This is a genomic window from Pseudoalteromonas sp. T1lg122 (genome assembly GCF_002964825.1).
Classification (GTDB): Bacteria; Pseudomonadota; Gammaproteobacteria; order Enterobacterales; family Alteromonadaceae; genus Pseudoalteromonas; species Pseudoalteromonas gelatinilytica.
Genome location: NZ_PQCG01000001.1, coordinates 409,714 through 425,794 on the forward strand (window position 1 = coordinate 409,714; position 16,081 = coordinate 425,794).

A 16,081-nucleotide genomic window follows, 5' to 3' on the forward strand; every position below is an offset into this window, starting at 1 on the left:
CATGATCTGTCCGGTAAAAAATGCTAGGTTAGCGCCATTTTGAAATAACGAGAACTGGACATGTCAAAAGCAATAAACTCTCACAACACCCATGAGGGTGGTAACAATGGGTTATTTAACCGATTTTTAGCCACCGTTGAATTTTTGGGTAATATGCTACCCCATCCTATCACCTTATTTGCAATGTTCTGCGTTGCTATCATTGTCTTTAGCGGAATTGCCGACTGGTTTGGTTTAAGTGCTATCGACCCACGCCCTGAGGGCGCAGCAGGTCGCGATCCTGATGGTGTAATTGAAGTGGTCAGCCTGCTCAGTGCCGAAGGCCTGCAGCGTATCGTTACCGGCCTTGTTACGAACTTCACCAGCTTTGCACCACTTGGGACGGTATTAGTTGCTCTATTAGGTGTAAGTGTTGCAGAGCACTCTGGTTTACTCTCTGCTGCTATGCGTGGCATGGTAATGGGCGCATCTAAACGCCTAGTTACTTTTATGGTGGTGTTTGCTGCGATTTTATCAAATACGGCATCTGAACTTGGCTACGTCGTACTTATTCCATTAGCAGCCATGATATTCCACAGTCTTGGTCGTCATCCGCTTGCCGGTCTTGCTGCAGCATTTGCCGGTGTTTCAGGTGGTTACAGTGCCAATTTATTACTTGGTACCATAGACCCGCTGCTTGCAGGTATCACCACGCCAGCAGCACAAATGATTGATCCAAATTACCAAGTTGGCGCTGAAGCAAACTGGTATTTCATGATGATCTCAGTATTTTTAATTGCCATTTTAGGCACGTTCGTTACCGAGAAAATCGTTGAGCCACGCCTTGGCAAATACAACCCAGATGAAGCAAGCAATGATTTACCTAAAAATGACATTGCAGGTTTAACCGATAAAGAAAAATCAGGCCTTAAGTGGGCCGGTGTTTCACTGTTAGTGGTGTCATTATTACTTGCTTGGACAATTGTTCCTGAAGACGGCATTTTGCGTAACCCAGAAACAGGCCTTGTTGCACACTCGCCATTTTTAAAAGGCATTGTGGTCTTTATCTTTGTAACTTTCGGTATTCCAGGTTTTGTTTACGGCCGCGTTGTTGGCACCATGAAAAACGATAAAGATGTCATCGATGCCATGAGTAAAAGTATGAGCTCGATGGGTATGTACATTGTGCTGGTTTTCTTTGCAGCACAGTTCGTTGCTTTCTTTAAATGGACCAACCTTGGCACAATATTAGCCATTAACGGCGCCGCTCTATTACAAGCGTTAAACCTAACTGGCCCAGAAGTATTTGTGCTATTCATCTTAATGTGTGCATTAGTAAACTTAAGCTTAGGCTCTTCATCAGCACAATGGGCTGTCACGGCACCTATCTTCGTACCAATGTTAATGCTAATAGGCTATGCGCCAGAAACCATCCAAGCAGCGTACCGCATTGGTGACTCTGTTACGAACCTTATCACCCCAATGATGAGCTATTTTGGCTTGATACTGGCTGTGGCAACGAAGTATAAGAAAGACATGGGGATTGGTACATTGGTTGCGACCATGCTTCCTTACAGCATCATCTTCTTTGTTGGTTGGGTCGCGTTATTCTACTTATGGGTGTTTGTACTGGGCTTCCCAGTTGGCCCTGAATCACCGATTTATTATCAGCCTTAATCTCTTATTCAAGAGATGAAAAAAGCCAAGCTAATGCTTGGCTTTTTTGTACCTGAGATTGTTGAAAACTAACTTTGCGACTATTATTAAGACATTAATTTTTATTGTTATTTTTTATGAAAAAGCAATTTAAGCTGTGGCTTCTCCTGTACGCATTAAATGTATTTAATTTATATGCTAATCCAACCAAACAACTTGAAACCGCATTTGCAACGTCGTTAGTTTTAACGGATGGTGACAGTATTACTTTGGGGTTTGGTGATTTTGATCCGCAAACACTGTTTGACCCGCAACATGCCAGCAAAGATGAAGACAGTATCGCACTTAGAAAGGAGCTTAAGCTCTACAGTATTCCTTACACATGGCAGCTTGATGAGCCTATTTATCAACACAAACTAAGTTTGACCGGCAGAATAAGTTATTTAAATCAATCAGATTTTATCTCTTTGTATGAGAATGTCGCTGACGACTATATTTCAGAAACTGTGTATAACGGGATGCTCGGTTTTAATGCTGAGAAAGCACTTGGCTCTAAATGGTCATATCAATTTGGCTTTAATACTCACTACTTACATTACAACAATGATTATGATTACAACTCCTCTGAATCCAGACGCGACTTACAGCCTTTAGCTGATAACCTTTACACCAACCTCAATAGTAATGCACTGGTGTTAAACCCAAATGCGACTATGATCTATCGACTTCCTAGGTATTGGGGCTATTACGAGTACAAGCTTAACTTTAATTATTACTATGGCTGGGCTCTGTCTCATCCTGATGGGATAAGTAATGCAGCACCAGAGACGTGGCGTACTCTCAATGGTATAAAAGCTAAATTTAACATGTTTAAAATCGGGCCTTTTGAGCAAGCTTTTTATATCAAAGGACAGCGAATTGATTTAGGCGGTGATAGTCGTGTAGCGTTTGGGACCGACCACTTTTATGAATACGGTATTGGCTTTTTATGGGACAGTAGAAAGTGGACATCGTGGTTTGACAACTTTGGAGTGGGTATCAACATTCATAACGGCAGTAGCCTCGATGGCGCTGCTATTGTCTTGTACTTTAATGAAATTTAAGTCCATTTTTTAAAGACAAAATTTTAAAACAGACTATATTCTTAGACATAATTAAAATTCATGGAAGAGTTATATGAAACATCATCTCGCGATCGCTTGTGCATTCCTTGCCTTAACGGCTTGCGATAACCCCCCTGAGCAAACAGCTAAAACCCTACCTTTGCAAGTAAGTGCTGCAGATGCCATTTATTATGGTGGCGATATTCTTACAATGACTGGCGATGAACCAGAATATGCGCAGGCAATCGCAACGCAAGGTGACAAGATCATCTTTGTGGGTGATAAAACTAAAGCACTTGAGCATAAGTTTGGCAAAACAAAGCTGATTGATTTACAAGGTAAAACTTTAATGCCAGGCTTTGTAGATGGCCATAGCCATGTCTATGGTGTTGGTTTGCAAGCTATGGTGGCCAATGTATTACCTAGCCCAGATGGTGATGCCAATAGCGTTGAACAAATTGTTAATATTCTCACCGCCGCACAAAATAACCCTGACTACACTACATTTATTGAAAAAACGGGGGCAATTTTAGGCTTTGGTTACGATGATGCTGAGCTTGATAGATACCCAACTAAAATGGATTTAGACCGCGTGAGCACCGAAAAGCCGGTCATTATCATTCATACCTCAGGGCATTTGAGTGTTGCAAATAGTAAAGCCTTAGCCATGGCTGGCATCGATGAAAACACAGAAAACCCTAAAGGCGGGCTAATTCGTCGTATGCCGAACTCGCAAGAACCCAATGGCGTGCTCGAAGAAAACGCACACTTTGGTTTACTGTTTAAACTCATGCAGTCCTTTGATCCTGACTTACAAGATTTAATGCTCCAAGAAGGACAAAAGCTCTATACAAAATACGGCTACACTACAGCGCAAGAGGGCCGAGCAACTCAAGAAGCCTATGATTCAATGGTAAGGGCATCAAAAGCGGATAAATTCGTGATTGATGTGGTTGCCTATGCCGATATGGCCACCAGCAGCAGTTTTATGGATTCAAGCTATAACAGTAAAAACTACACGAATCATTTTCGCATTGGGGGTGTAAAACTTAACTTTGATGGCTCACCACAAGGTAAAACTGCTTGGTTATCTCATCCTTACCTAAAAGCCCCCGAAGGCCAAGAGCAAGGTTATGCAGGCTACCCTACTTTTAATGATGAACAAGCTTATGAATATGTAGAAACGGCCTTTGCCAATGGCTGGCAAGTGATGACGCATGCAAATGGTGATGCTGCTATTGAGCAGTTCTTAAATGCCGTTGAAAATGCCAATAACAAGCTTGGTAAAAAAGACCGCCGCCCAGTGCTCATTCATGGTCAAACAATTCGTCAAGATCAGGTAAATCGCCTTAAAGAGTTAGGCATATTTCCATCGCTCTTCCCAATGCATACCTTTTATTGGGGCGACTGGCATGTAAATTCGGTACTTGGTCACCCCCGAGCTGATTTTATTTCACCTACTCATGCGGTCCTCGAACAAGGATTAATGTTTAGCACCCATCATGATGCACCCGTGGCCTTGCCAAACGCACTGCGCGTATTAGATGCAACGGTTAACCGTACGACCCGTACAGATCAAGTATTAGGCCCAGATCAACGCGTTTCTGTGTATACTGCCCTACAAGCAATGACGACATGGCCTGCGTATCAACACTTTGAAGAAAGCTCAAAAGGGCAATTAAAACAAGGGATGCAAGCAGATTTAATTATCCTTGATAACAACCCGTTGAAAATAAAGCCCGCAGAGCTACATAACTTACAAGTGTTAGAAACTATTAGCCGTGGTAAAACCGTCTACAGCAAAAATTAAACACACTTTAAGGAGTAACATGAATAAGTTCATACAATTAGCATGTGCTGCGCTGCTGTCTTTTTCTGCATTAGCTGCACAAACAGCTGTAACGCAACTAGATATTTTAAATCTCAAGGCGCAGTCTGAGCATGTATTAACGTCAGGTCAGCCAAATCAAACCGATTTTGCCAAGCTAAAACAACTTGGTGTTGTGAACATTATCAACCTTCGTGGTGATAACGAAACGAATTGGTCTGAGCAAGAGTTAGTCACAGAGCTTGGCATGAACTATTTCCATATTCCTGTGCAATCTAAAGCTGATATTACCATTGAAAACGCCACTAAACTTCAGGCTTTACTCAATGAGCACCAACAACAAACCACCTTACTTCACTGTGCGAGTAGCAACCGTGTTGGCGCTCTCGTTGCGCTATACAATGCCGTAACCTTGAAAAAGCCTATTGAAGAAGCTGTCGAAATTGGTAAGCAATGGGGCTTAAAAAGCCTTGAAGGGGTAGTAAGAAGTAAAGTAAACGAAGAAGTTGGTCAGCTATAAGCTGACCAACATATTATTTTATATTGCTTTTTTCTGGCTTTCTTGTTGTTTCTTGGCTTCAACTTGCTGGAACATTGAATCAACTAATTCGATGATTTTATCGTTTGCATCAATAAACTTATCTAACCCACCACCCGTGCGATAGCTTGCCTGAGCAATTGTTTTAGTTTGGTCAACATTAGTGACCCAAATATTGGCATAGGCCATGTATAGGGCTAAATCCCAATGCCAGTTAGCAACATAAAATGCAATCGCATCACAACCATCTGTGTTAGCAGCTGAAATGTCTGTTTGATACGCTTGATGTTTCATTACATAATTGGCAGGGATAACACGCGTTTGCACATTATGTTTTGCAAAACCAGATTGTAGTGATGCTACAACACCTTCTTTAACTGCTTGGTGCTCTGCAATACACACGGTTTTTGGTTTTTCCGCTTCAAAACGACTTACATCTTGTTTCGCTGCACAACCCGCAAGTACAGTAGCTGCAACTGCAACAGCTGATATTTTTGCAATATTCATTATGATTTTCCTTTTTTATAATTTTTAAAGCTGCCATGCATAGCTTAGTTTAGTGAAGAAGGTACGCTGATCACGCTCAAGACTCTTCAACGAATCATCTTGATACCCTTTATCAGAATACCCTAAATAAAACAGTGTCTGCGAGTTAATTTTGTACGAATACACTAGCTGAGTACCATAATCGCGGTTAGTTTGGCTTACATCAAATCGATAAGCTTCATTGTTTCGATCGACATCTTCAAACTGTAAAACGAGTTTCAGCATCGAGCGCATATTAAATTTATAATAAACACGTAGATCCGTTAAGTTTGCAGTATAAACACGCTCATTTTGCTCGTTATCTAGGTAGCTGTAGCTGTGCTCTAATTGAATCTGCCAATGGTCGTTAATATCCCATGTCATCTCAGGTTCAATGCGCACCATAGTACCGAGAGCGGCATTACTGTAATCGATTTTACTGCCATATTGAGCATACAATAAGAAACGAACATCGCGGATGGGTCTAAAACCGCCGTAGATATAGCCTATGTTTTGGTTAAAGTACTCGCCGGCATAAAACTCATTTCGATGAATAAAACCAATTTCTGTTTGCGATTGCATCTTACCTTTAAAGGTAAAATAGCCATCATATTCTTCTTCGAGTAGGTCGCCATTTTGCGCCCATGTTTTATCCCACTCAACATTGTAACTGTACTCTGTGATTGCATCATCAGCATCACGATACCAGGTTTGCCCACCACCTAATTGTACTTGTTCATAATCAACTTTAGCTTGGTAACCTAAGTCTGAGCGGTATTCTTTACCGATATTTTCGTAATTAGCATAGACTTCGTAATCACGCTTAGTTCTCGTGAATTCAATGGCATAAGCTTGATCGGATTGGTCTTTATCAACGCCATAATAATCCACTAAAAAATCGGGGTTGGTAGTATCTGTAGTTGCTACTTGATACTGCAAACTATCTGATTGATTAAACCAGTAGCTTCCATCTAGAGATAACACCGTATTATGATAATCATCATTTTCACGGTGAGTACTCATCACACCAATCGTACTTTTTTCACCAATATCAAACTGATAACGCCCTGCTACTGCTTGTGTTTTATCTGCAAGATTGGCAAAGCCCGACCCTTGATTCGTCGGAAGTAAGACACTGGTATTCTGATCGTCAGCGTACATAAAGCCATAGCTGTGTGCGCCAGTTTTACCCGTTAATTTTAAACCCACATCAGGTTCAGCAATCATTCGCGTGTATAAAAGCTCTAATTGGCTGGTATTAAAGTAAGAGGCGCCATCTAAAAAGAATGGGCGCTTTTCAGCATAGTAAATTGAGTAAGTGGTATTTACATCAAGTTCAAGTGAATCTGCCTCAACCTGCGAAAAGTCAGGGTTAATGGTGGCATTAATAACCGCATCTTGCGTGACCCCCCAACGTAAGTCCAAGCCCGCTTCAGTATCAATATCACCATTTTGCCAATCACCCGGCACTGTATCTTTGGTATCATGGCGAAGCGCAGTTAATGTTGGCGTAAGCTGAATATTTTGGCTTTCAGTCATGTTGGCAAAGCCTGTGAGTTTATCAAACTGACAAAAGCTACACTTCACATCTCGGTCAAAACCAACGTTCGACATTTGATAATACACATCACGCGGGTAATTACGCCATACTGCAAAACTCCACGTTAACTGGGCTTGATCCTTTGGAAAGCGAAGTGCAGTAAATGGAATACGCATTTCAACCACATACCCATCGTCAGTTATTTGCCCTGCACTATCCCAAATGGCGTCCCATGATGGGTCTTCCGCCCAATCATCGATATCGGTCATGCGCATATCGCCTTGCGCACCCAGTGGGTTTACATAAAACTCATAGCCAGTTCGTTCATCATTGAAGGTATCAATCATCAAGGCAACATTGTCGTCTTGCCAGAGTGTATCGCGGTCTCGAAGGGCGGCACGAATTTGCGAAGGGTCATTATCTTTTGCAATAAAACCAACATACAAGTATTTACCATCTTCATACATGTAAGCATCAGTTTGAACGAGAGGCGTACCTTTTTCAGTTGGTTCATTTTGATATTTTAGTGGCACTTTTGTAGCGTATTGCCAGTGCGATTCATCCATCACACCATCAACGCTAATCGACTCTTTAATATGGGCAAGGGAGAATTCTGCTTTATCAAATGCATTAGCATAAAAAGGCACACTAGCAACACTGAGTAAAAATGTAGGGGCGATTATTTTATTTATTATTCTTTTTAAGTACTGCATAAACATCCATTTAGATACTGGCGCGTTAGAAACGCTACTTGACTGATTTCAAAGCGATTGTAATTCAGCAAGGTACATTTGTTAATCTTATTTTCAATTTAACGTCATAAAATTTAACAAAACACTCCATTTGTACTAATAACAGAGCCAAAAAAAGCCCCATAGCCAAACAGCAATGGGGCTTTTTTATAGAAGCTCTTATCGTTTGTTATCGAAATTCATTACTTTTTAAGGCTTAATTTATTGCCTTTCAAAGATTTGCGAACATTTGCGATACGTGAACGATTCTTCGCACGCGCTTCACCCGTAGCCTGACCTGAAGCCTTATTTGTACGGCTACGGCGTAAATGCGACGGCTTTTTACCAATTTTATCAATCAGTACTTCACGGCTGCTTACTTCGTAACCTGGTAAAACAACACGCTTGATGCGCTGTCCGATTAGCTTTTCGATATCAAATAAAGTGTTTTCTTCTTCACGGCTGACAAACGAAATAGCTTGACCCGGCTTACCAGCACGACCTGTACGGCCGATACGGTGCACGTAGTCTTCTGCAAGCCAAGGTAGGTCGATGTTGATCACACGTGGTAAACCTTCAATATCAATACCACGGGCAGCCACTTCGGTTGCGACCAGCACACGAACTTTACCTTCTTTAAACTCGCGCAAAGCGCGGCGACGATTACCTTGGGTTTTATCACCATGACAAACAACCGCTGGAATACCATCAAGGTTAAGCTCTTTTACAAGCTCATCAGCAGTCTCTTTCATGTTTACGAAAACAAGTACCTGCTGCCAATTTTTCTTACCAATCAATTCAGATAAAAGTTCTTGCTTTCGGCGCTCTTCAACAGGATAAACAACGTGTTGCACTGTTTCTGCGGTACTGTTTGTTTGATCGACACGAATGATTTCAGGCTGCTTTAGTACTTTACTCGCAAATTGTTTAATTGCAGCAGGGAAAGTGGCAGAGAACAACAAGATTTGACGCGCTTCATCACAGCTATTTATAACCGTTTGCATATCGCTGATAAAACCCATGTCTAGCATACGGTCAGCTTCATCAAGCACTAAATGCTTAACATTAGCTAAGCTGATGTTACCTAAACGAATATGATCAAGTAAGCGCCCTGGCGTTGCAACCACGATGTCAACACCCGCTTTCAAATCGTTAGCTTGACCCGCTAAATTGATACCACCAAACAAGCACACTGTTTTGAGTTCAGTGTATTTTGCAAACGCTTTAAAATTATTAGCGATTTGTTCAGCTAACTCGCGAGTAGGTGCAAGCACTAATGCACTCGGTGCATTATTTTCACTAACCGCTGATTCTGATAATTTTTGGATAAGTGGTAAAGCAAATGCTGCGGTTTTACCCGTGCCTGTTTGCGCACTAACAAGTACGTCTTTGCCTTTTCTTACCGCAGGAATTGCACTACGTTGAACGGGAGTAAGCGTTTCGAAATTAAGCTCTTCTAATGCCTGTAAAAGCTCAGAAGAAAAACTAAATGATTTAAAATTCATGCTGTATAACCTGCGGCCATCATATCAAGGGTCGCAAATTATACAGAAAAAAAATGACTTTAGTTAGTTATAACTTAACTAAAGTGCCTTTTAATGCCACGCCAGCAACAAATGTGCCCGCACCACATTGATATTCTGTTTGGCTGACAAACTCACGCTTCTTGTAATACGACTGAATATTTACAACTGCATTCATGCCTTCACGAACAGCACGCTCTTGTAATGCTTTTAAAGCACTGAGCATTACCCATTCACACGCCTCTCGGTCAGTTTTATTAAATGCGTTGGTTTTCTTGTTGGTGATAACTTCACCATAATTGGTTTTAATGCTGGTATGACTTTGATCAGCAAAATACAGCGGAATATCTAACAGCGCTTGTTTCGCTTTGGTGGTTTCAAGTAGTGCTTGTACAGGTAGCGTTTGTATATCATCACGTGCAAAACTGTTTGTTGAAAACAAACAAGCCGCTAAAACACATGCAAGGGGCAATAACTTCATTTAAAAATTCCTTCTATAAAACTTCCATGCAACACCAAAACCGACCGAAACATTATAATCTTGCTTCACGAGTGGGCTTGCATCTTGTTGACTGTTAGCAAGGTGATGATATTTAACAAAACCACCTAACCAATACTTTGGTGTGTCAAAATGTACCCCAATTGATACATCAGCGCCAGAAAAACCTGAACGACTTGAGTATGCTTGGCGAGTTTCATTGCTATGTAAGTCACTCACTCCATAGTAGTAATCAAGGTATTTATCGCTAGCAAAGTTGATATTGCCACGAAACGCTAATGAAAATTGTGAATCCGCTTTTTCGATGATCGGCACTCGATAATACACACTTGGCCCATAACGCCAGCCAATATCATCAATACCTGAGAAATCTGTCGCAATGGCTTTGCGTGCAAACAGGCTTAAATACAAATGCTGTTTAGCGTTTGGTTCACCTATTAGGTAGTAATTAAGTGAAGGCCCTAATTCAAACACCCAATCTAGATCATCCATACCTTCTCGGGCTTTGTTGTCTTCACTGTCAACTGCAAGACCTACGTTGGCAGATAAATCTAAATGGAGGTTTTCTTGCTGCCACAAAAAGCCAGTGAAGTTATTGCGGTCGATGGCCATTTTATCGCTTTGATAACGAAAATAAGGCACAGGCAATAGGTATTGCTCACTTTCATCTGAACCTAAATAATGCGGGATATCAGCATAAAAAAGGCCTGCACCGAACTCCATTTTTGCAGTGCCCTTTTCTACACTATCTTCTGCAGCATAAGCATTAAAAGTTAGAATAAATAAAATACTTATGATGCTGCGCTTGATCATGCTTGCCACTTTTTAAAGATTAACGAGGTATTGATGCCACCAAACGCAAAGTTATTACTCATAATGTAATCTGTTTGCATTTCACGGCCATTGCCCTTGATATAATCTAAATCAGCACACTCAGGATCGACATCCGTTAAATTGATAGTAGGTGCAAACCAACCATCATTCATCATATTGATACTTGCCCATGCTTCAATGGCGCCACACGCTCCTAAGGTATGACCTAAATAGCTTTTTAATGAACTAATAGGTTTCTTGCCAAGGGCATTGAAAGTCGCCAGAGACTCCGCAATATCACCCCGATCTGTTGACGTACCATGAGCATTCACATAGCCAATTTGATCCGCTGTAAGCTGTGCATCATTAAGGGCCATTTCAATAGCCACTTGCATTGTTTCTGCGGTAGGTTGCGTAACATGTTGACCATCTGAGTTACAACCAAAACCAACTAGCTCCGCATAAATGGTCGCTCCACGTGCAAGGGCATGCTCATACTCTTCTAAAATCAGTGTGCCTGCACCTTCACCAATAACCAGACCATCACGATTTTGATCAAATGGTCGTGGCGTGCTTTTCGCAGCATCATTTTTTGTGCTGGTCGCGTACAAGGTGTCAAATACAGCGGCTTCTGTAATGCATAACTCTTCTGCACCACCAGCCACCATGGCTTTTTGACGGCCATACTTAATCGCTTCGTAGGCATAACCAATACCTTGCGACCCCGATGTACAGGCAGAGCTGGTAGTGATCACGCGGCCTTTTAAACCAAAAAAGACACCCACATTCACAGGCGCCGTATGTGCCATCATCTGGATGTAACTGGTGGCCGTTACGCCCGTCATTTCACCGGTTTCCATCATTTTTGCAAAAGCCAGTAATGGTGGCGTTGACCCCGTTGACGAGCCAAAAGCAATCCCTGTAGAACCGTCGGTTAGACTTGGGTGGTCTAATAGCCCAGCTTCTTCTAAAGCAAGCTCTGTAGTACGGGTCGACATCAAAGCAACACGCCCCATTGAGCGAACTTGTTTACGCTTATAATGGCTTGGTTTAGTAAAATGAGTAACTGGTGCCGCTAGTCGAGTGTTTAATTCTGGCGCCACATCCCAATCAGTCATGTACTGAACAGCATTTTCACCTTTTTGCAAAGCGGTTTTAAACTCGCCCCAGGTATCACCTAATGCTGTGATAGCAGACATGCCTGTAACAACAACACGCTTCATTACACCATACCGCCATTCACAGAAATAACTTGGCGGGTGATATACGCGGCGTCATCGGAACACAAGAACGACACAGTGCCAGCTACTTCATTAACAGAACCCATACGTTTTAATGGGATCATTTTTAGCATTTCATCAACCGGTAAATCGTCTGTCATTTCGGTTTCGATTAACCCTGGTGCCACGCAGTTAACGGTGATCTTACGTTTTGCAAGCTCAAGCGAAAGTGCTTTGGTCGCACCAATAATGCCCGCTTTAGCGGCACTGTAGTTAACTTGCCCGCGATTACCAGCAATCCCTGATACTGACGCCATAGTGACAATACGGCCACCTTTACGACCTTGCACCATTGGCATCACCGTTGGATGCACTACATTGTAAAATCCGTCAAGGCCAGTACGGATCACTTTATCCCAATCATCACCTTGCATCGCAGGAAACGCCATATCATTCGTGATACCTGCATTACAGATCACCCCATAATACGCACCGTGCTCGGCAATATCAGCTTCAATTTGTTGTTTAGCAAGTTCTCTATCGCAAACATCAAATTGCAATAAGCTTGCATGACGACCAAGCGCACTAATTTCTTCACAGGTTTGCTCTGCTTCAGCCACGCCACTGCGACAATGAACAGCAATATCAAAGCCATCGTTAGCTAGTCTCAGTGCGATTGCTTTGCCTATACCGCGGCTTGAGCCGGTGACTAAAATACGTTTTGTCATTGATTTTCTCTTATAAACTGCATGGGGTCTTGTGGTTGAAACACATTGATTTTTGCTTCTGCTAAGCATGTTTCATCGCTATGTATTTGACACTCAAATACACTTAACCCTGATTCTTCTTGATATAATTTTGTCACCGAGACTTTAAGCGTTTGCTCGTTTTTAAATACCGGTGCATAGGTTTTATATTTGCGCGTGCCAATTAAAAAACCAATTTGTACTTCATTCCCTTTGTCTTTTGCCAGCGCACCCGCATAAGCTGCGATAGTTTGCGCCATATATTCACAGCCAATATAACTGGCAACCCCATTTAAGCTTTCGTCATAAAACGGGCTGTGTGAACTTATATCCACTTCACAACAACCTGACTCTTCGCTGTAACTAGATAAGCGATTGAGCAATATCATTGGTTCACTATGAGGGACTACTTGCTCAATTTTATAGTGATTCATTTAGATGTCCTAGTACTACACTGACATTATTGCCACCAAAGGCAAACGAATTTGATAAACAGGTGTTAATTTCTGCCGTTTCTGGTTGTGTTATTAAACCAATTTCAGCCAATGATTCGTCTTTGATCACCTGATTACATACTAATTGATTAAACTCTGGGTAGGCCAAATAGAGCCAACATAATCCAGCTTCTAAGGCACCTGCAGCGCCTAGGGTATGGCCGGTCAAATGTTTAGAAGAGCTCACTTTAGTATCTTTGCCAAATACCTCACTGATTGCCAGAGATTCCATCGCATCATTTTGCGGTGTGGCTGTTCCATGGGCATTAATGTAGTCGATATCTGAAGGGGTTAAATTCGCGTCTTGCAATGCCATTGTCATCGCTGCGATTGCGCCAGAACCATCTGCAATCGGAGCTGAAATATGGTGGGCATCGGAGCTTTCACCACCACCTAAAAAAGCAATACTTTGTTTTGTGTGCTGCTCTTTACTCATAACAAATAACGCTGCGGCTTCACCAATATTGATGCCTGACCTGTCGCCGCTAAATGGCTTACAGATTTCATCGCTGATCGAAGATAACGAATCAAAGCCATTGATAGTGAGTTGGCACAAGCTATCTACCCCACCACAAATTACCACATCGGCTAAATCAGCACTGAGTAAGGCACGCGCACTAATAAGCGCCTTGGCACTTGAACTACACGCAGTTGAAATGCTGTAACTTGGCCCCTTCGCAGCGAGTTTTTTAGCAATATAATTGGCGGGTGCAACGAGCGCTTGGTCGTAATAATCAAATTCCTCTGGCCACTTTCCCTTCGCTGCGTGGGCTTTTCGGCCTCTCTCACCTTCTTGAATTGCAGCAGTACTGGTACCAATCACCACAGCAATACGGCTACTCGGAATGTCTATGTTTGCTAATGTGCCAGCAATTTGCGCCAGCGCTAAATCGATTAGCTGATAAAATCGCATTGATGCTGTTAATGGCAGTTCATCAACCAAACCCACAAAGGTTGGGCGCTGCTCAAATGCAAGCGACGTCACCTCTGTGAGTGTTTGTTTAGGTTGCAAGCTGATACTTTGCATTGTTTGTTGATGACCAACCCCCAATGCACTAACAATACCTAAGTCGTTAAGCCAAAATGGCATAATCAATTAACCCTTTGAAATTTAATTTTGTAATCTCGCTGAAAGTTTACAAGTTCTGTTGCACCGTCTAAATAGCGAATTTCACTAATTAACTGCTCACCCTGATATAAGCGTCGCGTTGAGCCTTGTTCAACCAAGTTCAAGCCATAAAGCTGCGAGTTAAGCACAGTAACTGGCCAGTGTACAAGCATGATATCAGCAAGAATATAGCGAGGATCAACCGCACTGATAGGAAGCATTTTTTCGCTTTTAATTGGCCCTAGTGGCGCTTTTTCTAACTGAAAAATTGGCATACCTTGAGCTGTCATAACAGCCAAGTTAATACCCGTTTCACTGTTTAAACTCAGTTGCGCTAGTAATGTATGCTGCTCATCGCCATGGCGTACTTCAAGCACTTGCTGCCAATTATCGGCAACTAATGACGGCGGTGGATCAAGCAAATAAATCCCTGCATTTGGCGCTAAATCAACGCCCGTTTTTACTGCAAATTCACTGGCACAACTTGCCACTAATATGCTCAAAGATAAGAGCAAAGAGCGTGTTAGTCGCGACATAATTCAACCAACGTATTTAAGCGTTTGTTGCTTTGTTTTACAAATGGGTTTTGTAAGTCCCATGCATAACCGGCAAGAATAGCACTGATCATCTCGCGCACTTGTTGGTTTTTCTCACTGTAAAAAATCACGTCTTGAAAAGAGCCATCATACCAAGCACTGACGTAGGTTCTAAAGCAATTAACCCCTTGTTGCAAAGGCTCACTGTAATCGTTTTTGAAATCAACTTGCTCACCACGTAAGTAGCTATCAACTAAAGGAGCGACCAATGAGGCGGATTTTAATGCAATCGTCACCCCAGATGAAAATACCGGATCTAAAAACTCACCGGCATTACCAAGTAGTGCAAAATGTTCACCATACAAGCTCGACACATTAGCCGAATAGCCTTTGATAGCACGCGCTTCGCCAATTGCTTCACGATTGGCTAATAACTCACTTAAATAGCTATCTTGTTCAATAAATTCATTTAAACCAGCGAGTGGTTGTTTATCCTCAAGCTGCTCTGGTTTACCAACGACACCAATGCTTGCCGTACCATCACTAAATGGGATCAGCCAATACCAAATATCTTTATGCTCTGGGTGAACGTTAATTAAGATTTTTTCGCGGTCAAACTGTGTATCGCTAATATTATCTTTAAAATGGCTGAAAAAAGCCCAACGTACTGGGAAATTTGATGCTGACTCTAAATCAAGTAAGCGAGGTAATACTCTTCCAAAACCACTGGCATCAAGTACAAAACGCCCTTTAATTTGATAGCCTTGCTGGTTTTCATCCGTAACTTCAAGTAAAGCGCCATCCTCACAATCGGTGAACGCTAACACGCTATGTTGGTAACGTATTTCAGCCCCTTGCTGCATGGCACCATCGGCTAAGCATTTATCAAAGTCAGCACGTTTTACCTGAAAAGTCGTGCCAGGGCCTTCGCTAAATTTCTCAGTAAAATCGATTGTTGTGTGGTCGCCCCGACGCTGAAACGCCGCACCATTTTTAAACTGAAAACCAAGCGATTGTGCCTGTGTTTGCACCGCTTGCTCAAGGCCTGCTTCTGCTAAAAAGCTCATGCACTGGGGTAATAAACTTTCACCAATCGAAAAACGCGGAAAGGTTTGCTGCTCTAACACCACCACATGCCAACCTTTTTTCACCAGTAAACTGGCAGCCACGGCACCTGAAGGGCCCGCACCAATAATAACAACATCAGCCTGTTGAACTTGATTATTCACCTATTATTTTTCC

General features: G+C 42.2%; 15 protein-coding genes. 4 read left to right on the top strand and 11 right to left on the bottom strand.

From position 1 onward, the window contains the following. The first annotated feature begins 60 nt into the window (after positions 1-60). From C2M33_RS01965 to C2M33_RS01980, 4 genes are all read left to right on the top strand, one after another. Positions 61-1,656: an AbgT family transporter gene (locus C2M33_RS01965; RefSeq protein WP_105173548.1), complete on the top strand. Its 1,596-nt coding sequence runs from the start codon at positions 61-63 to the stop codon at positions 1,654-1,656. 116 nt (positions 1,657-1,772) lie between these two features. Continuing rightward, positions 1,773-2,738 (top strand): Solitary outer membrane autotransporter beta-barrel domain, encoded by a 966-nt coding sequence (locus C2M33_RS01970; protein WP_063707642.1) that lies wholly within the window; start codon positions 1,773-1,775, stop codon positions 2,736-2,738. Positions 2,739-2,811: 73 nt separating this feature from the next. Further along, positions 2,812-4,548 carry an amidohydrolase gene (locus C2M33_RS01975; RefSeq protein WP_063707646.1) on the top strand — a complete coding sequence of 579 codons (1,737 nt, stop codon included), beginning with the start codon at positions 2,812-2,814 and terminating at the stop codon, positions 4,546-4,548. A gap of 19 nt (positions 4,549-4,567) precedes the next feature. Next, a complete protein-coding gene (locus C2M33_RS01980; RefSeq protein WP_063707649.1) occupies positions 4,568-5,086 on the top strand; it encodes a protein tyrosine phosphatase family protein in 519 nt (172 codons plus the stop codon). An 18-nt stretch (positions 5,087-5,104) separates the two neighbouring features. On the opposite strand, the gene C2M33_RS01985 is transcribed toward C2M33_RS01980, so the two are convergent. The 11 genes from C2M33_RS01985 to C2M33_RS02035 form a co-directional block, all read right to left on the bottom strand. Continuing rightward, a complete protein-coding gene (locus C2M33_RS01985; RefSeq protein ID WP_063707652.1) occupies positions 5,105-5,611 on the bottom strand; it encodes an Sbal_3080 family lipoprotein in 507 nt (168 codons plus the stop codon). A 24-nt stretch (positions 5,612-5,635) separates the two neighbouring features. Then, on the bottom strand, positions 5,636-7,882 hold the full coding sequence (locus C2M33_RS01990; RefSeq protein ID WP_063707655.1) for a carbohydrate binding family 9 domain-containing protein: 2,247 nt from the start codon (positions 7,880-7,882) through the stop codon (positions 5,636-5,638). A gap of 221 nt (positions 7,883-8,103) precedes the next feature. Next, a complete protein-coding gene (locus tag C2M33_RS01995; protein ID WP_063707657.1) occupies positions 8,104-9,405 on the bottom strand; it encodes a DEAD/DEAH box helicase in 1,302 nt (433 codons plus the stop codon). A 67-nt stretch (positions 9,406-9,472) separates the two neighbouring features. Beyond that, positions 9,473-9,904 carry a hypothetical protein gene (locus C2M33_RS02000; RefSeq protein ID WP_063707659.1) on the bottom strand — a complete coding sequence of 144 codons (432 nt, stop codon included), beginning with the start codon at positions 9,902-9,904 and terminating at the stop codon, positions 9,473-9,475. Further along, positions 9,905-10,735, bottom strand: a complete 831-nt coding sequence (locus C2M33_RS02005) for a MipA/OmpV family protein (RefSeq protein WP_063707661.1) — start codon at positions 10,733-10,735, stop codon at positions 9,905-9,907. Next, a complete protein-coding gene (locus C2M33_RS02010; RefSeq protein ID WP_063707664.1) occupies positions 10,732-11,958 on the bottom strand; it encodes a beta-ketoacyl-ACP synthase in 1,227 nt (408 codons plus the stop codon). Before C2M33_RS02010 ends, C2M33_RS02005 begins: the two co-directional genes overlap by 4 nt. Then, entirely contained in the window at positions 11,958-12,683 is a 726-nt protein-coding gene (gene fabG, locus C2M33_RS02015; protein ID WP_063707666.1) for a 3-oxoacyl-ACP reductase FabG, read from the bottom strand. The genes C2M33_RS02010 and fabG overlap by 1 nt, the downstream gene beginning before the upstream one ends. Continuing rightward, positions 12,680-13,135, bottom strand: coding sequence for an ApeP family dehydratase (locus C2M33_RS02020; RefSeq protein WP_063707668.1), 456 nt, complete (start codon positions 13,133-13,135; stop codon positions 12,680-12,682). The genes fabG and C2M33_RS02020 overlap by 4 nt, the downstream gene beginning before the upstream one ends. Next, complete coding sequence (locus C2M33_RS02025; RefSeq protein WP_105173549.1) at positions 13,122-14,285, bottom strand: beta-ketoacyl-ACP synthase; 1,164 nt, start codon at positions 14,283-14,285, stop codon at positions 13,122-13,124. The genes C2M33_RS02020 and C2M33_RS02025 overlap by 14 nt, the downstream gene beginning before the upstream one ends. Positions 14,286-14,287: 2 nt before the next feature. Beyond that, complete coding sequence (locus C2M33_RS02030; protein WP_063707672.1) at positions 14,288-14,839, bottom strand: DUF3261 domain-containing protein; 552 nt, start codon at positions 14,837-14,839, stop codon at positions 14,288-14,290. Further along, positions 14,827-16,068 carry an NAD(P)/FAD-dependent oxidoreductase gene (locus C2M33_RS02035; RefSeq protein WP_063707674.1) on the bottom strand — a complete coding sequence of 414 codons (1,242 nt, stop codon included), beginning with the start codon at positions 16,066-16,068 and terminating at the stop codon, positions 14,827-14,829. The genes C2M33_RS02030 and C2M33_RS02035 overlap by 13 nt, the downstream gene beginning before the upstream one ends. Between the last annotated feature and the right edge of the window lie 13 nt (positions 16,069-16,081).